The following is a 16,586-nucleotide window of genomic DNA, read 5'->3' as shown; positions in this document are numbered from 1 at the left end:
CCATGACCACCGTGACCACCAGCACCCAGACACACGTCCCCGACCTCTATCCCACCCGGGGCCACACCGAGGTGCTCACCCCTCGGCAGGACCCGGTCGTCTGGGGCGCCCCCGACGCCCCCGGCCCGATCGCTCCGGCCGACCTCGGGTCCTTCGAGCGTGACGGCTTCCTCGCCATCGATCAGCTGATCACCGACGACGAGGTCACCGTCTACCGGGACGAATTGAACCGGCTGGTCTCCGACCCGGCGATCCGGGCCGACGACCGGTCGATCGTCGAGCCGCAGTCCAAGGAGATCCGGTCCGTCTTCGAGGTCCACCGGATCAGCGAGGTGTTCGCGCGGCTCGTGCGCGACGAACGCGTCGTCGGCCGGGCCCGGCAGATCCTCGGCTCCGACGTCTACGTCCACCAGTCGCGGATCAACGTCAAGCCGGGCTTCGGGGCCAGTGGCTTCTACTGGCACTCGGACTTCGAGACCTGGCACGCCGAGGACGGTCTGCCGCGGATGCGGACGGTGTCCGTGTCGATCGCGCTCACCGAGAACTTCGACACCAACGGCGGGCTCATGATCATGCCGGGGTCGCACAAGACGTTCCTCGGGTGCGCGGGGGCCACGCCGAAGGACAACTACAAGAAGTCGCTGCAGATGCAGGACGCGGGCACGCCCTCCGACGAGGGGCTGACCTCGCTGGCGTCCGAGTACGGCATCAAGCTGTTCACCGGCAGGGCCGGCTCGGCGACCTGGTTCGACTGCAACTGCATGCACGGCTCCGGGGACAACATCACGCCGTTCCCGCGCAGCAACGTGTTCATCGTGTTCAACAGCGTCGACAACACGGCCGTCGAGCCGTTCGCGGCGCCGGTCCGGCGGCCCGACTACATCGGGGCCCGGGACTTCACTCCGGTGAGGTGAGCACATCGGAGTGAGTTCGCCGGCGTGAACGGGCCGGCGAGGCCGTGACCGCGGGCCGGGCCTCCTCGTGTGGGACGGGAGGCACCGGCCCGCTGCCGTGTCCGCGGCCGCGGACGGCTCAGCCGGGCAGCGCCTCCAGCAGCCGGTCCACGTCCGCCGGGGTGTTGTAGAGGTGGAAGGACGCCCGCAGATGGCCCGCCCGGTCGGACAGGGCCAGGCCCGCCCTGCTCAACTCCGGCTGGAGACGGCCCAGGCCCGGCACGGACACGATCGCCGAACCGGGCGAGTCCACGGGCTCGTGGCCCCGCGCGACGAGCCCCGCGCGGAAGCGGTCGGCGAGGGCCACGTCGTGGGCGTGCACGGCGTCCACCCCGATCTCCTCGACGAGTTCGAGTGAGGTCCGCAGTCCCGCGTAGGTGAGGAGGGCGGGGCTCACGTCGAACCGGCGGGCGGAGCGGGCGAGTTCGGCGACGGGCCCGTAGCAGCTGTTCCAGGGCTCCTCCGCCGCGGCCCACCCCGCCTGTACGGGGACCAGGTCCCCGAAGTCCTCCGGTACGGTCAGGAAGGCTCCGCCGTGCGGGCCCAGCAGCCACTTGTAGACGATGGTGACGGAGTAGTCGAAGGCACCGGCCTCGACCGGCAGCCAGCCGATCGCCTGGGAGAAGTCGACGTAGGTGCGTGCTCCGTGCTCCCGGGCCGCCTCGCGCAGCGCGGGCAGATCGGCGATCCGGCCGTCGGCGGACTGCACGGCGCTGAAGGCGACGAGAGCGGTCTCGGGGCCGACGGACCCGGCGAGCCGCTCCAGCGGCACGGCCCGCACCTTGAGGTCGCCGCGGAGGTGGAACGGGTTGAGCACCGACGCGAAGTCGTTCTCGACGGTGATCACCTCGGCCCCCGGCCGCAGTGAGGCCGCGATCAGCCCGGTGTACAGGGCGACGGTCGCCCCGACCGCCACCCGCTCGACGGGGACGCCGGCCAGCCGGGCGTACGCGGCCCGGCTCGCCTCGACGTCGTCGTACAGCGGATCCAGCGGACCCCCCTCGGCCCTCAGTCGCACGGCACCCTCGAGGGCGGTCACGGTGCGGGCGGGCAGGAGGGCGTTGGCGGCGGTGTTCAGGAAGGTGTTCCTCGGGGTGAACTCGGCACGGACGAGATGCTCGAAGGTCTCCATGGGATCACTCTGCGGTCCCGGGCTCTCCCCGTCCATTGGCCTGTTCTGCGTGGAACCGCGAAGGAACCCTTATGAGTACGCCCTGACCTGCGAGGACGGACGAAGGCAGCAGCGCGGTGGGCGCGGATCGGCGGTGGGGGCACGGCCGGTTCAGGCCGTGGGCGTGGCCGGTTCAGGTCTGCGGGACCGCGCAGCCGTCGGGACCGCAGGCCGCCGCGTCGCCCCCGACGGTCTTCAGCGGCGTCCGCTCGCCCCAGGCCCGGGTCAGCGCCCGGGTGAACACCTCGGCGGGCTGGGCGCCAAAGACTCCGTACGTGCGGTCGAAGACGAAGAAGGGCACGCCCCGCGCGCCGAGTTCCGCGGCCTCCCGCTGGTCCTCGCGCACCTCGGCGGCGTACGCCTGCGGGTCGGCGAGGACCGCGCGGGCGGCGCCGGTGTCGAGGCCGGCGGCGGTGGCGAGTTCGAGGAGGCGGTCGTCGTCGCCGAACACGGACCGCTCCTCGGCGAAGTTCGCCGTGTGGAGCAGGTCGAGAAGCTCCGCCTGACGTCCCTTCTCGCGGGCGAAGTGGAGCAGGCGGTGCATGTCGAAGGTGCCGCCGTGGTCACGGCCCCGCGTGCGGTAGGGCAACCCCTCGGCGGCGGCCTGGGCGCCCAGGTTGTCCTCGCCGGCCTCGGCCTGCGCCCGGCTCATGCCGTACTTCCCGGTGAGCATCGAGAGCACGGGCTGGATGTCGTCCTTGGCCCGGCCCGGATCCAGCTCGAAGGAGCGGTGCACCACCTCGACGCCGTCGCGGTGCGGAAAGGCGCCGAGGGCCTTCTCGAAGCGGGCCTTGCCCACGTAGCACCAGGGGCACGCGATGTCCGACCAGATCTCGACACGCATCGTTGAGGCACTCTCCCCGTCGTAGGGCACGGAGTCTCCCTCCGCCGGATGCGTGAACCTTCAACCGGTGCGGTTCATTCCCCGGGGTGGTCCCCGGGCACGGTGAAGCGCAGGTACAGGTGGTGGTCGTCGGGGGCGGGCGGTTGTGCCGGGTCGGGGGTCCAGCCCAGGCGGGCGTAGAAGCTCCGGGCGCGCCGGTTGTCGACGTGCACGTCGAGTACGGCGGTGTGCAGACCGTTCGCCCGCCGTTCCCGGGCGCAGACGGCGTGCAGGGCCGTGCCGATCCCGGTCCGCCGGTGGTCGGGGTCCACGTGGAACTGGAACAGCTTGACCGTGCCGGCGGGAGCGTCCGGCGGGGTACGGAAGGAGGCGAGGCCGGCCAGGCGTCCGTCCCGCAACGCGCACAGCACCCGCCCGTCGGGGCGCGCGATCGCCTCCCGCCGGACGGCAGGCCAGTCGGTGCCGTCGTCGGGGACGCCGTCCGGGTAGTACGTGGAGCGGGCCCGCAGGTGCAGCGCGGCGACGTCCCCGGCCTCGGCCGCCAGGGCGGTCCTGATCACCGGGGGGTCCGCGGTCCGGTGGGGTGTGGTCATACGGTTCACGGCGTACGGAGGCGGGTGGCGGTCCCCGCCCGCAGCGGGTGCCCGGCCCTCAGCTGCCGTCGCGCAGGTCCTGCGGCCAGTTCGGCCGGAACTCGATGTGGTCGTAGGTGACCACGCAGCCCTCGCCCATCGGGGACTGGGTCATGAAGCCGACGAGGGCGGCTCCCGTCTCCTCCTCCGCATCGAGGGTGAAGAGACGGACGAAGGTCCAGTGCTCGCCGTCGCGGGAGGCGTGGAAGGCGAAGGCGCGGCCGGTGCGGCTGACCCGCAGCCAGGCGGAACTGCCCTCCACGGTCAAGGAGTTGGCGTCGTCGGAGTGGCCCCGGGTGACGACCGTGCAGACGGTGGGCACGTCCGGGGAGTACTCCAGGCACAGCTTGGCCCAGTTCCGCTCACCGGTGTGGACGTAGAGGACCCCGGCGTCGAACGCGGCGGCGAAGCCGACGGTGACCCGTGCTATCAGCTGGAAGTCGCCCTCGGGGGCGCCCAGCAGCCGGGGCGCGTCGGTGGCCGGATCCAGGTTCTCCCCGGTGGGCGGCACGAAGCGGTCCTGGCGCGGTCCGGCCCAGCCGGTGAGGACGCCGTTCTCGTGGGACCAGTGCCCGTCGGGACCGTAGGTGCGCAGGGGGAACGGCAGTTCGGGAATCTTTACGTCCATGGAGGAAGTCTCGCAGGTTCACCGCGTGCCGGGGACCGCCCGGCGGACCAGGCCGGAGGCGACCGGCCGCATCCGTCCGGCCGGGGTGAGCGGGGTCCGGTGCGTGCGGCTGCAAGGCCGAGGAGGGAGGCGACGCGATGGGGCCCCTGCTCGAAGAGCTGGGGAAAGTGCGTGCCGGCCCCGCGCCTCCGGCACGGTCCGCCGGGCGGACCGTGAGGGGCCCGTCCGGCGGGTCGTGCCGGACGGGCCCCTGCGGCTGCCTGCCGTGCGCGGTCAGCGCTCCAGCCGGCCGTTGAACCGGCGCGGCAGCCCCTGCGGGTTGTCGTCGCGCAGTTCCGGCGGCAGGAGGGCCTGCGGGCTGTTCTGGTAGGCGACGGGACGCAGCCAGCGCTCGATGGCGGTGCCGCCGACCGAGGTGGAGGTGGAGGTCGTCGCCGGGTAGGGGCCGCCGTGGTGCTGGGCCGGGGCGACCGCGACACCGGTCGGCCAGGCGTTGACCAGCACCCGGCCGGCGAGCGGGGTCAGCTCGCCGAGGATCTCCGCGCCCCGCCCCCGGCCCGCGCCCTCCTCCTCGGAGAGGTGGACGGTGGCGGTGAGGTTGCCGGGGAGGCGGGAGAGGACGGAGTGGACCTCGGCGTCGTCCTCGTAGCGGACCAGGACGGTGACCGGACCGAAGCACTCCTCCAGGAGCAGGTCGTGCTCGCCCTCCGTGGCGAGCCTGCTCGCCGGGACGGTGAGGAATCCGGCACTGACGGTGTGCTCGCCGCCCGCGCCGGGCGTCACCGGGGACTCCACGTCGGGCAGCTGGGCCCGCTCGGCGACCCCGGCGACGAAGTTGTCGCGCATGCGGTGGTCGAGCAGGACACCGGCGTCGGTGTCGCTGACGGCGTCGGTCAGGGACTTGACCAGGCGGTCGCCGGCCGCGCCCGCCGGGGCGAGGACGAGCCCCGGCTTCACGCAGAACTGGCCGACGCCGAGCGTCATCGACCCGGCGAGCCCGGCACCGATCGTCTCGGCGCGCTCGGCGGCGGCGGCCTCCGTGACGAGGACCGGGTTCAGGGAGCCCAGCTCGCCGTGGAACGGGATGGGGACCGGGCGGGCGGCCGCCGCGTCGAAGAGGGCCCGGCCGCCGCGTACCGAGCCGGTGAAGCCGGCCGCCGAGACCAGCGGGTGCCGGACCAGCTCGACGCCGGCCTCGAAGCCGTGCACCAGGCCGAGCACGCCCTCGGGGATGCCGTGCGGGGCCGCCGCCCGGCGCAGCACCCTGGCGACCAGCTCGGAGAGACCGGGGTGGTCGGGGTGGGCCTTGACGACCACGGGGCAGCCGGCCGCGAGGGCGCTCGCGGTGTCGCCGCCGGGGACGGAGAAGGCGAAGGGGAAGTTGGAGGCCGAGTAGACGGCGACGACGCCCAGCGGGACCTTGTAGCGGCGCAGGTCCGGGACGGGCGGGGTCGCGGTGTCGTCGGGGTGGTTGATGACGACGTCGAGGAAGGCGCCCTCGTCGACGATGTCGGCGAAGGCCCGCAACTGGTAGCAGGTGCGGGCCAGTTCGCCGGTGAGGCGGACCGGGCCGAGAGCGGTCTCGGCGTCGGCGACCTCGACGAGCGTGTCCTTGGCCGCCTCGAGTTCGTCGGCGGCCGAGCGCAGGAAGGACGAGCGGACGGTCCGGTCGGCCAGCGCGCCCCGCGCCTCGTGGGCGGCCCGGACCGCGGCGTCCACCTCCTGGGCCGTGGCCTCCATCGCGACCTGTTCCCGCTGCTTCCCGGTTCGGGGGTCGACACTCCAGACTGGTGCTGCTGCCACCGCGAGTCCTTCCGCTTGACTGCCGCTTGCAATGCCGCAGTATGTACGTCGTCCACCAGGAGTGTTCGATATACTGAACGCTGTCTCTGATGATGAATGGGCTGTTGGAGACTATAACTTCAGCTTCTCGTCGAACGAAGGGTCAAGGGCATGTCGGCTGGCGAGACGGGCGGCGGCGCGCAGGTCAAGTCCGCGGTGCGGACCGTTGAACTGCTCGAGTACTTCGCCGGGCGGCCCGGCATGCACTCCCTGGCGGCGGTCCAGGAAGCCGTCGGGTACCCCAAGTCGAGCCTCTACATGCTGCTGCGCACCCTCGTCGACCTCGGCTGGGTGGAGACGGACTCGACGGGCACGCGGTACGGCATCGGCGTGAGGGCGCTGCTCGTGGGCACGTCGTACATCGACGGGGACGAGGTCGTGGCGGCGGCCCGGCCCACGCTGGACCGGCTGTCGGACGACACCACGGAGACGATCCACCTCGCCCGGCTCGACGGCACCAACGTGGTGTACCTGGCCACCCGGCAGTCGCAGCACTACCTGCGCCCGTTCACCCGGGTCGGCCGCCGGCTGCCCGCGCACTCGACGTCGCTCGGCAAGGCGCTGCTGAGCACGTACACGGACGAACAGGTGCGCAAGATGCTCCCCCAGACGCTGCCCGCCCTCACCGAGCACACGGTCACCGACCGGGAGAAGCTCATCGAGGAGCTGTACCAGGTACGGGAGCAGGGCATCGCGGTGGACCGCGAGGAGAACACGCTGGGGCTGCGCTGCTTCGGTGTGGCGATCCCGTACCGCACCCCCGCGCGGGACGCGATCAGCTGCTCGGTGCCGGTCGCCCGGCTCACCCCCGCGCACGAGCAGATGGTCAAGGACGCGCTGTTCGACGCGCGCGACCGGCTGACGCTGGCCACCCGGAGGCTCTGACCGCGACCGGCCCGCAGGTCGCCCTGCGCACGGTGCGCGACAGCGATCTGCCGGTCCTCCACCGGCAGTCGAACGACCCGGAGGCGCTGTGGACGGCGGCCTTCACCGCCGGGGGCCCGGCCGGCCGGGAGGCCTTCGGGACCCACTGGGCGCGGCCCTCGCACCGCGCCGGACGCCGTCGTGCGCACGGTGCCGCACGACGGTGACGTGGTGGGCCACGCGGCGGTGTACGGAACGGCGGGCGAGCGCGAGGTGGCGTACCGGGCCGACCGGGCGTACTGGGGCGGGGGCATCGCCACCGCCGCCCTGCGCGCCCTGCGCGCCGGGGTGACCGAGCGTCCGCCGCACGCGCGCGTGGCCGCCGGCGACGCGGGGCCGCTGCGGGTCCTGGAGAAGTGCGGTGTCCGGGTCCTCGCGCAGGAGACGGGGCACGCGCCGGCCCGGGGCGCCGAGAGCGACGACCTCGTCCTCGCCGTCGTGCCGGCCGGCTGAACGGCTCTCCCCCGCGCCCGGTCGGCGAGCGGCGGGTTCCGGGCGACGCATTCGTCAAGGCACTGAACCTTTCCGGCCGGGCAACCGTCTGTACCGGTGACGGGCCGCCCCCCTCCCCCCCCCCCCCCGGGGGCGGCCCGTCGCCTTCCGCACAAGCCGGTCCCGCCCCACGGCCTGTCCCACGCCCAGGATCTGCTCGGTCGGGTCGATCGCGAAGTACGCCAGGAACAGTGCCGAGGTCCCCCACAGCCACCAGTGGATCCCCCTTCGCCCTGCCCAGCACCGACGGGATCAGCACGTGGGCGACGGAGCCGGCTCCGATGCCGTCGGTGATCGAGTGGGTGAACGGCATGACGGCGAGGGTGAGGAAGGCCGGGACGGCGATGCCGTACCGGTCCCACGGGATGTGCCCGACCTGGGTCGTCATCAGGAAACCGTGCCCGGGGCGGGCCGCGTTCAGGTGTGCCGCGTGTCACGGTTTCGGGTGACGGCCCGCTGTTCACCGTTCGACCCTCCAGACGGACGCGTGGATGATCACTGCTACGCTCCGGATCTCGCGCCCGGCCCGCTCCGGACGTTCACATGTCATCTACATGACACACACCGTCATATGCCGGGGCTCCTGGGCCCCGAACCCGCAGTAAGGGGAGGTGGCCCGTGGGCACGCTCATCGACGACGCCGCCTCCGTGGAGTTTCACGCCTTCTTCGAGCGTCACTACGCCGAACTCTCGCGGCTGGCCGTCCTGCTGACGGGCGAGGCGGACACCGCCGATGATCTGGCCGCGGACGCCCTGCTGGCGTTGTGGCACCGCTGGGACCGGGTGCGCGCCGCCGACCATCCGGCGGCGTACGCACGGGGTGTGGTCGCCAATCTGGCACGCACCCGCATACGCAGCGCGGTGCGTGAGCGGCGCCGGATCGCCCTGTTCTGGTCGCAGCGCGAGGAACGGGTCGAGAACCCGGACGTCGCGGGGGTCGTGGATGTGCGGGAGGCGTTGCGTCGGCTGCCGTTCCGCAAGCGTGCGTGTGTGGTGCTGCGGCACGCCTTCGACCTGTCGGAGAAGGACACCGCGCTCGCCCTGGGCGTCTCGGTGGGTACGGTGAAGAGCCAGACCTCGAAGGGAATGGCCGAACTGCAGCGGCTGCTGGGCACGGCGGAGGTGCCACGAAGGGTGCACGCCGCGGCGGGGCGCCCGGGAAGGCCCGCCGGCGAGGACACGGAAAGGGACCGATGACGATGCGGCGGGACGTGCACGACGAGCTGCGTGCCCGGCTGCACGAGGTGGCCGGGGAGCACGAGCCCGACCGGGAGCGCATCCTGGCCCGGGTCGAGCGCGGCATGGCCCGACCGGCCCGGCCCGACCGCCGGGCGACCCGCCCGCCGGCGCTCGGATGGATCCGGGTGGCGGGCACGACGGCCGCGGTGGCCGGAGTGCTCGCGGTGGGCGGCTTCGCGGTCGCCTCCGTGGTGACGGAGGAGGAACCGCCCGCGCAGCGGCAGGTGGCGGTCTCGCCGACGCCCGAGCCCACACCGTCACCGGACGCGACGAGCCGGGCGCCCCTGCCGCCGGCGGAGCCGTCGGCGGACACCCCGGAGGGGACCGGCGGGCCGGATTCGCCACCGGCCCGGACGCCGGGGACGGGAACGCCCGCCGCGGAGGCCCCGGGGCCCGCTCGACAGCCCCGGGGCGTCGAGGACGGGCCGTTGTGGTCGGACGGCTCGGTGGACCGGCACAGCAACGAGTTCTGGGCGCAGAGCAACGTCACCCTGAAGACCACCGAGCGGCTCACCGCGCTCACCGTGGAACTGCGGATCGCGCAGACCGGAGGCGTCTCTTCCACGGGGGCCTGGCGTTCCCTGCCCGAGAAGGACTTCAGCCTGACCACCGGCGAGCGGGACGGTTTCGTCGTCTACACCTGGACCCTCAGGAAGGGCCGCACGATCGCGCCGGGCGAGTGGGTCTTCGCGGGGCAGTACGACCACGCACGCGGCGGGCGGGACGCCGGGGCCGACACCTACACCGCGACGGCTGCCACCGGCTCCGGACAGCTTCTGGTGGGCGGTGGCTTCGCGGCCCGGGACGACTGACGTCCGGGGCCCCACGCCGTTCGCCAGCGGGGCGACGGCGGCCGAGGGGGGCCGGAAAAAAAGTTCCCCGGTCGCGGCAACCCCTCCCCACCGTGCGGCAACCAAGAGGCGAAACGATTCTCCTCACGCAAGGAACAAGCATGACTGCAGGAGCCGAACAGCCCGCCTCCCACCGCCGCCGCACCGGCAGGAGGCGGGCGGTGATCGCCGGGGTCTCCGCGCTCGGCGTCACAGGTGCGGCGATCTTCACCTCGACGATGCTGTCCACCGCGAGCGCCGCCTCCTCGTGGCCCTCGGACACCGGCAGCAGGCCGGTGTCGAAGACCGTCCCGGTCTCCGGGGTGCTCGACGGCGGCATGAAGAAGTACTACGGCACCGGCGACCTGGGCGGCGACGGCCAGGACGAGGGCCAGGACCCGGTCTTCGAGCTGGCCGACGGTGCCACGCTCAAGAACGTCGTCATCGGCACCCCGGCCGCCGACGGCGTGCACTGCAAGGGCAGCTGCACGCTGCAGAACGTGTGGTGGCTGGACGTCGGCGAGGACGCCGCCAGCTTCAAGGGCAAGTCGTCCTCGGCGCAGTACAGGGTGATCGGCGGCGGCGCGAGGAAGGCCGACGACAAGGTGCTGCAGTTCAACGGCGCCGGGACGCTGACGGTGAGCGGCTTCCAGGTCGAGGACTTCGGCAAGCTGGTGCGCTCCTGCGGCAACTGCAAGACGCAGTACAAGCGCACGATCGTGCTGAAGGACATCGACCTGACGGCCCCCGGCAAGTCGGTCGTCGGCATCAACACCAACTACGGGGACACCGCCACGCTGTCGCAGATCCGCATCCACGGGGACAGCAAGAAGAAGATGAAGACCTGCACCCGCTACCAGGGCAACAACACGGGCAAGGAGCCGAAGGACCTCGGCTCCGGCGCCGACGGGAAGTACTGCAAGTTCTCGGACTCGGACATCACCTACAAGTGACCCTGCCGAGCAGACGACCGGGGCCCCGGCGGGTGAACTCCCGCCGGGGCGTCCGCGTTGCCCGCGGGGCGCCGGCGAAAACCGGCGAAACCTTTCGGCCCCGCCACCCCGTCCACGCCGGTTGACGGGGTCCCACCAGCCGGTGACACTCCGAGGGCCGACTCCGACAGAATCCCCCACACTCCCACAGGAGGGGCCATGCGTCCCCGGCTCGCCCGCACGCTCCTGCCCCGCCCCCTGTCCGTCGCCGCCCTCCCGGCGCTCCTGCTCGCCCTGCTGGTCTCCCTCCTCACCGCCGGGCCCGGCGCCGCGGAACCCGGAACCCCACCCGTGTCCAAGGCCTCCTACGCCGGATACCTCTTCGCCTACTTCACCGGTGAGGGAACCGCCGACGGCGAGCAGATCCGCTACGCCCTCAGCCGCGGCAACAACGCGCTGAGCTGGCGTGAGCTGAACGGCGGCCGGCCGGTGCTGACCTCCACGATCGGGGAGAAGGGGCTGCGCGATCCGTTCGTGATCCGCTCCCCCGAGGGCGACAGGTTCTACCTGATCGCCACCGACCTGCGGATGTACCGAGGAAGCAGCGGCAGTTGGGACGAGGTCCAGCGGCACGGCAGTAAGTCGATCATGGTGTGGGAGTCCACCGACCTGGTGAACTGGACCGACCAGCGCCTGGTGCGGGTCTCCCCCGGCACCGCCGGCAACACCTGGGCGCCCGAGGCCTACTGGGACGCGTCACGGAACGCGTACGTCGTCTTCTGGGCGTCGAAGCTGTACGCGGCGGACGACCCCGGCCACACGGGATCGACGTACAACAGGATGCTGTACGCGACCACGCGGGACTTCCGCACCTTCAGCGAGCCGAAGATCTGGAACGATCCCGGCTATTCGGTGATCGACTCCACGGTGGTCGAGCACCGCGGCACCTACTACCGGTACACCAAGGACGAGCGCGACCCGTCCTCCGGCTCCCCGTGCTCGAAGTTCATCACCGGCGAGAAGTCGGCGGACCTGGCCTCGACGTCGTACGCCTTCGTCGCCGACTGCATCGGCAGCGGGGCGATGAGCCGGGGCGAGGGGCCGACGGTGTTCAAGTCCAACACCGAGGAGAAGTGGTACCTGTTCATCGACGAGTACGGCGGCCGGGGCTACCTCCCCTTCGAGACGACCGACCTCGCCTCGGGCCGCTGGACCCCGTCCACCGCCTACCGGCTGCCCGCCAGTCCCCGGCACGGCACGGTGATCCCGGTGACTCGGGCGGAGTACGACCGGCTGCTGGCCGCGTACCCGTAGGGAGCCGGGCCGGCCGCCGTCACAGGACGGAGGCGAGCCAGGCGTGGACCTCGTCCTGCATCGCGCCGTCGAAGACGTGGCCGCGGTCCGGCCACGTCTTCAGGCGCAGTCGGTGGCCGGCGTCCTGCGAACGCCACACGGCACGCAGTCGGCTGTACGCGGTGTGCACGCCGTCGGCGGGGAACAGCGGGTCGAGCCCGCCGTGGAAGAACAGCATCGGCCGGGGTGCGGCGATGCTCGCCACGTCGGGGATGTCCAGGTGCCGGGTGAGGCCGGGGTGAAGCATGTGGAAGGCCGACTGCCCGCGCAGCGTGTTGTTGCCGGGCACCATCATGTCCTTCAGCCCGGTCATCCAGCACGCGCTCGCCGCGGCCGCGACGTGGTCGCTGAGCGCGGCCACCTGCCAGGCCCGGTAGCCGCCCATGGAGAAACCCAGGGCGGCCACCCGGCGGGCGTCCACCCTCTCGAGGCCGGCCAGGAAGGCGGCGGCGCGCTGGTCCTCGCGGGCGTGGAGCCCGGCGAGCGAGGAGCCGAGGTGGAAGAGGTTGCTCGCCAGTTCCTGCTGCCGCTCGTAGGCCAACGGCCCCCGCTCGCCCCAGCCCAGGGCGTCCAGACAGAGCACGACGTAGCCGCGCCGGGCGAGTTCGTCGCCGACGAAGCGTCCGCCGAAGTGCCGCGCGGCCCACTGCTCGGCGGAGGCGAGACGGGTGCCGGCGTCGTCGTACCAGGGGCGGACGCACTTCTCCTTGCCGATGTCGAAGCGGGAGCCGTGGTCGTGCAGGAGCAGCACGGCGGGGAAGGGGCCGGTACCGCGCGGGGTGAGCAGCGCGCCGCGGACCCTGCCGTAGCGGGTGAGGGAGAGGGTCACCACCTCGCGCGTGCAACCGTCCTCCTGCTCGCTTCCGGCGGGGCCCGCGGTGAACTCGGGTGCGTACGGGGTGTCCGTCTGGTCGTCCACGAGGAGCAGCTCCTCGACCTTGTCCCGGGCCGCCCGCCGCCACGCGTCGAAGTCCCGGACGGGTGAGGTGCCCCAGGCGAGGGGGAACGTCAGATCGTCCTTGAGCGCCTGGTGGAGGCCGGGCGGGCCCGGGACGGGGATGCGGGCGGGGGCGGAGCTCACTTCGCGGCCGGCCGGGGGCGCCAGTCGCCGAGGTGGGTCCCGGGAGTGTGGGCGGCGGCCTGGTCCCGGGTGAGCCGGGGCCGGTTCTCCGGGACGGTGACCACGGCGCCGGGACCGCTGTTGCGGTACTCGGCGAAGCGCTGGTCCTGCCAGGGATGGCCGGCTGCCATGTCGGTGTAGGGCGCGACCGCGTCGATGCCGGGGCCGAGGTGGCTGTCGCGGACGGTGAGCATCGGGCGGGCGGTGGGGTCGGAGCTGGGCACCCAGGGGCGGGCCAGCTTGTAGTAGCCGTCGGGCGCCTCGCTGCTGATCCTGCTCCGCGTGACGAGGTAGCCACGCGGGTTGGCGCCGGCCGTGGAGGGTGCGAAGACGAAGCCGTACGGGGCGCCGGTCAGGTCCGGGCGGGTCAGGGTGCGGAAGTGGCAGTGCGCGAAGACGGCGGTCGCCCGGCCGAAGACGAAGTCGACGTCGCCCTCGGCATAGCAGTGGGAGAAGTACTGGCGGGCGATGGTGTCCCGGGAGAGGGAGTCGGCGTACAGGGTGTCCTGGTGGCCGAGGAACCGGCAGTGGGTGAAGGCACTGCGGTCGCCCTGCACCTTGAGGGCGACGGCCTGGGTGCCGCTGGTGCCGGGGAGGTCGGTGCGCAGCCAGTCGTTGGCGAAGGTGATCCACCGGGCGGTGAAGCCGTCGGGGCGCACGGTGGTGGTCGCGGAGCCGGAGGTGCCGTGGGTACCGGAGCCGTCCGGCTTCGGGGTGCCGGCCGCGTTGTCGTACACGATGACCACGTCGCGCGGGTCGTGCGAGGCGCCGATCCAGGTCATGCCGGTGCGGTCGGCCCCGACGGAGACCGTCTCACGGTAGGTGCCGGGGGCCAGGACGAGGACGCGTCCGGTGCCGGTCGCGGCGGTCACGGCCGCCTGGACGGAGGTGAAGTCGCCGGCACCGCCGGGGTGGACGTACAGGGTCTTTGGGGTCAGGCGGTCGACGGGCGAGCCGTACCGGCCGAACGGGCGGCGCGGGTGGCCGGTGGCCCGGGCGGCCTGCGCGGGGGCGGCGGCCAGGGCGAGCGCGGTGGCGGTGGCGGTGGCGGCCGAGGCGCCCGCGAGCAGGAGGCCCCGCCGGGAGACGGGCACCGACGTGTGCGGGGACGACGGCAGCGGACGGCCGTGGGGCGAGGACATGCGGATGCTCCTTCGGTACGGGACCGGGCGGACCGGGGCGGAGGGGAGCGGGAGGAACGGACCGGGGCGGGCACGCGCCACAGTGGGGGCGGCACGCGCCCGCCCCGGCGTCACGGGTGCGCGGGGCAGGGGAGGTCAGCGCAGACGGCCCGCTCCCGCGCCGTGCTTGACCAGCGCCGGAACCGCCCGCACCCGGTCGACGTCGGCGCGCAGGGTGGGTGTCCAGCCGGCACCGGACCGGAGGGTCTCCTCGGGGATCTCCGCGTTGTGCACGGCGATCAGGTCGACCCGCTTGCCGTTGACGAGGTTGTTCCGGGCCGTGAGCGGCGAGTCGTTCCACCGCTTGAGGATCTTCCCCGGAGTGAGGCCCCTCGCCAGGGTGAACGCGTTGTGCTCGGCGACGAGCTGGGACTCCTTGCCGATGCCGAAGCTGTAGGAGAAGCCCTGTTCCGCCACGAAGTGGTTGTTGTAGACGTCGACCTGTCCGAAGCGGACCCGCGGCGCGCGCTCGACCAGCTTCGAGAACAGGTTGTGGTGGAAGGTCGTCTTCAGCCTGCCCCGGTCGCCGGCGGCCGTGGACTCGCTGTCGCTGTTGCCGATCAGGATCGTCTTGTCGTGCTCGGTGAAGACGTTCCAGGAGGCGGTGACGTAGTTGGCGCCGCGGACGATGTCCAGCTCGCCGTCGTGCTGCTGGTACAGCATCCCGAAGTGGGTGGGGGCGGCGCTGTCAGGGTGCTCGCCGTCGGTGAAGGTGTTGTGGTCCAGCCAGACGTGGGTGGAGTTGTACACGACGGCGGTGTCGTACTCGGAGTTCCAGTTGCCCCGGTCGCCGTCGGTCGGGTCCCACTGCGGGAAGCAGTCGAGGGGGCTCTCGAGGGTGAGGTTGCGGACGATGACGTTGTCGACGTCCTTGATCTGCAGGCTGGCGCCCTTGAACCCGGCGTTCCTCCCGATGCCGATGATCGTGGTGTTGGCGGGGACGCTCGCCTTGATCTCGGTGTTCTGGTTCGCCGCCGAGGCCCTGCGCAGGCCCTCGGGGCTGTCGTCGCTCTCGTCGCTCAGGTCCTGTTCCAGACCCCAGGTCTCGGGCGCGTACTTCTCCAGGTAGGCGTCGAAGTCGTAGCCGGGGGCGGCGAGCGAGTCGCAGCCCGCGGAGACCGCGTCGATGGTCCCCCGCACCTTGATGATCTTCGGTGCGCTGCCGCCGTCCGCCAGGGCCGCCTTGAACCCGGCCCAGTCGCTGACGGTGTAGACGTGCTCGGGGGCGGCGTCGGCGCCTCCGGTGGTGCCGGTGCCGTGGGACGCCCAGCCGTCGTTCGCGCCGAGGGTCTGCCGGGCGGGGTCGCGGTGCTTGCCGGGGTGATCGCCGTGGTGAGGGCCGTGGGCCTGGGCGCCGGTGCCGGTCAGGGCCAGTACGAGGGCGGTGCAGCCGGCCAGCGTGGCGGCCTTCATCCTGGCATGCGCATGCCATGTCGGTCTGTTCATGGTGCGGCTCTCCCTTTTTCTCGTTCGGTCGGTCAGGCGGTGGCGCCGGCGTCCGGCCAGGTGATCCACGATTCGGGGATCACGTCGTTCAGCCGGCGCACCTCCCGCGGCGCGAGCACCCGGGTGCGCAGCAGCTCCCGGGCGACCAGCCGCGCCACGGCGATCGCGCCGGGCGGGTTGAAGTGCGTGTTGTCCTGCTCGGTCGCGGTCCAGTTGAAGTACTTCTTGGTCTCCTCGACGCCGAGCTCCTGCCACAGCGCCAACGACAGCGCCTGGGTGTCGAGCAGCGCGACCCGCTCCTCGCCGGCCAGCGCCCGCATCGCCGCCGGGTAGTCGCCGTGGCTCGGCACGGCGGCACCGCCCGCGTCGAACCTCCGGCGTTCCACGGCGGTGGCCAGCACGGGCCGCGCCCCGCGGGCCCTGGCCCCGTCGACGTACAGCCGCAGGTAGTCCTGGTACGTCGTCCAGGGCTCGGTGTGGCGGGCCGGGTCGGTGGCCTTCTCGTCGTTGTGCGCGAACTGGATCAGCAGGAGGTCGCCGGGCCGGACGGCGGCGAGGATCGCGTCCAGCCGTCCCTCGTCGACGAAGCTCTTCGAACTCCGCCCGTTCACTGCATGGTTGACGACATCCAGGCCGGGGCGGAGCAGAAAGGGGAGCGCCGTGCCCCATCCGGTCTCGGGGGCGGCGTCGGCGTATTTCTGGGCCGCGGTGGAGTCCCCGGCGATGTACAGCGCGCGGGGGCGGGGGCGCCCGGGGGCGGCCCGGGCGGTGCCGGTCACGGCGAGGGCGAGGGGAAGGCCGAGACCGGCGGCGGAAACCTGTCTGCGAGTGAGCGACACAAGCCTGTGCCTTTCAGCAAGGGTCCGGGAGGCGCCGTGCGGGCGCGGGACTGTACCTGTGTGCGGAGCCGCGCCGGGCGGGTGCGGCTGGTCGCGGGGGCGGCCCGTGGCCCGGAAGGGACGGGCCGCCCCCGCGGCGCTACCGGACACCGGACACCGG

Annotated in this window: 14 protein-coding genes and 3 pseudogenes; 7 read left to right on the top strand and 10 right to left on the bottom strand. The window is 72.7% G+C overall.

What is annotated here, in order from left to right:
- Positions 1-2: 2 nt before the first annotated feature.
- The gene (gene thpD / locus ORI94_RS03850; protein ID WP_266072373.1) at positions 3-914 is read left to right on the top strand and encodes an ectoine hydroxylase; all 912 of its coding nucleotides are present in this window, start codon (positions 3-5) and stop codon (positions 912-914) included.
- A 118-nt stretch (positions 915-1,032) separates the two neighbouring features.
- Here thpD and ORI94_RS03845 read toward each other — a convergent pair whose 3' ends face one another.
- The 5 genes from ORI94_RS03845 to ORI94_RS03825 all read right to left on the bottom strand — a co-directional run bounded on the left by ORI94_RS03845 (position 1,033) and on the right by ORI94_RS03825 (position 6,031).
- Positions 1,033-2,085, bottom strand: coding sequence for an aminotransferase class V-fold PLP-dependent enzyme (locus tag ORI94_RS03845; protein WP_266072371.1), 1,053 nt, complete (start codon positions 2,083-2,085; stop codon positions 1,033-1,035).
- A 172-nt stretch (positions 2,086-2,257) separates the two neighbouring features.
- Positions 2,258-2,968: a DsbA family oxidoreductase gene (locus ORI94_RS03840; RefSeq protein WP_266072369.1), complete on the bottom strand. Its 711-nt coding sequence runs from the start codon at positions 2,966-2,968 to the stop codon at positions 2,258-2,260.
- Positions 2,969-3,042: 74 nt separating this feature from the next.
- On the bottom strand, positions 3,043-3,561 hold the full coding sequence (locus tag ORI94_RS03835) for a GNAT family N-acetyltransferase (RefSeq protein WP_266072367.1): 519 nt from the start codon (positions 3,559-3,561) through the stop codon (positions 3,043-3,045).
- 58 nt (positions 3,562-3,619) lie between these two features.
- Positions 3,620-4,228: a DUF1349 domain-containing protein gene (locus ORI94_RS03830; protein WP_266072365.1), complete on the bottom strand. Its 609-nt coding sequence runs from the start codon at positions 4,226-4,228 to the stop codon at positions 3,620-3,622.
- 273 nt (positions 4,229-4,501) lie between these two features.
- Positions 4,502-6,031, bottom strand: coding sequence for an aldehyde dehydrogenase (NADP(+)) (locus tag ORI94_RS03825; protein WP_266072364.1), 1,530 nt, complete (start codon positions 6,029-6,031; stop codon positions 4,502-4,504).
- Between the two features lie 150 nt (positions 6,032-6,181).
- Between ORI94_RS03825 and ORI94_RS03820 the strand changes: the two genes are divergently transcribed.
- Together ORI94_RS03820 and ORI94_RS03815 are read left to right on the top strand one after the other, a co-directional pair.
- On the top strand, positions 6,182-6,955 hold the full coding sequence (locus ORI94_RS03820) for an IclR family transcriptional regulator (RefSeq protein WP_266072362.1): 774 nt from the start codon (positions 6,182-6,184) through the stop codon (positions 6,953-6,955).
- Positions 6,952-7,447: pseudogene (locus tag ORI94_RS03815) on the top strand (GNAT family N-acetyltransferase). The gene ORI94_RS03820 and the pseudogene ORI94_RS03815 overlap by 4 nt, the downstream one beginning before the upstream one ends.
- Before the next feature lie 180 nt (positions 7,448-7,627).
- Here ORI94_RS03815 and ORI94_RS03810 read toward each other — a convergent pair.
- A pseudogene (locus ORI94_RS03810) lies at positions 7,628-7,907 on the bottom strand (NCS2 family permease); the annotation flags it as partial.
- Positions 7,908-8,104: 197 nt separating this feature from the next.
- On the opposite strand from ORI94_RS03810, the gene ORI94_RS03805 reads away from it, so the two are divergent.
- The 4 genes and pseudogenes from ORI94_RS03805 to ORI94_RS03790 form a co-directional block, all read left to right on the top strand.
- Positions 8,105-8,683 carry a SigE family RNA polymerase sigma factor gene (locus ORI94_RS03805; RefSeq protein WP_042166356.1) on the top strand — a complete coding sequence of 193 codons (579 nt, stop codon included), beginning with the start codon at positions 8,105-8,107 and terminating at the stop codon, positions 8,681-8,683.
- Positions 8,680-9,537 carry a hypothetical protein gene (locus tag ORI94_RS03800; RefSeq protein WP_266072360.1) on the top strand — a complete coding sequence of 286 codons (858 nt, stop codon included), beginning with the start codon at positions 8,680-8,682 and terminating at the stop codon, positions 9,535-9,537. Before ORI94_RS03805 ends, ORI94_RS03800 begins: the two co-directional genes overlap by 4 nt.
- 140 nt (positions 9,538-9,677) lie before the next feature.
- Positions 9,678-10,508: a pectate lyase gene (locus ORI94_RS03795; RefSeq protein ID WP_266072358.1), complete on the top strand. Its 831-nt coding sequence runs from the start codon at positions 9,678-9,680 to the stop codon at positions 10,506-10,508.
- 198 nt (positions 10,509-10,706) lie between these two features.
- Positions 10,707-11,798, top strand: a pseudogene (locus tag ORI94_RS03790) (glycoside hydrolase family 43 protein); the annotation flags it as partial.
- 22 nt (positions 11,799-11,820) lie between these two features.
- Here ORI94_RS03790 and ORI94_RS03785 read toward each other — a convergent pair.
- The 4 genes from ORI94_RS03785 to ORI94_RS03770 form a co-directional block, all read right to left on the bottom strand.
- Complete coding sequence (locus ORI94_RS03785; protein ID WP_266072356.1) at positions 11,821-12,921, bottom strand: dienelactone hydrolase family protein; 1,101 nt, start codon at positions 12,919-12,921, stop codon at positions 11,821-11,823.
- Complete coding sequence (locus ORI94_RS03780; RefSeq protein WP_266072354.1) at positions 12,918-14,102, bottom strand: pectinesterase family protein; 1,185 nt, start codon at positions 14,100-14,102, stop codon at positions 12,918-12,920. The genes ORI94_RS03785 and ORI94_RS03780 overlap by 4 nt, the downstream gene beginning before the upstream one ends.
- A gap of 135 nt (positions 14,103-14,237) precedes the next feature.
- Positions 14,238-15,587, bottom strand: coding sequence for a pectate lyase family protein (locus ORI94_RS03775; protein WP_266072352.1), 1,350 nt, complete (start codon positions 15,585-15,587; stop codon positions 14,238-14,240).
- A 32-nt stretch (positions 15,588-15,619) separates the two neighbouring features.
- Positions 15,620-16,426, bottom strand: a complete 807-nt coding sequence (locus ORI94_RS03770; protein WP_266072350.1) for a rhamnogalacturonan acetylesterase — start codon at positions 16,424-16,426, stop codon at positions 15,620-15,622.
- Positions 16,427-16,586 lie beyond the last annotated feature (160 nt).

Source organism: Streptomyces sp. NEAU-W12, assembly GCF_026242095.1.
Lineage (GTDB): Bacteria > Actinomycetota > Actinomycetes > Streptomycetales > Streptomycetaceae > Streptomyces.
The sequence above is the reverse complement of the archived record's forward strand: the minus strand, read 5'-3'. Positions and strand labels throughout refer to the sequence as shown.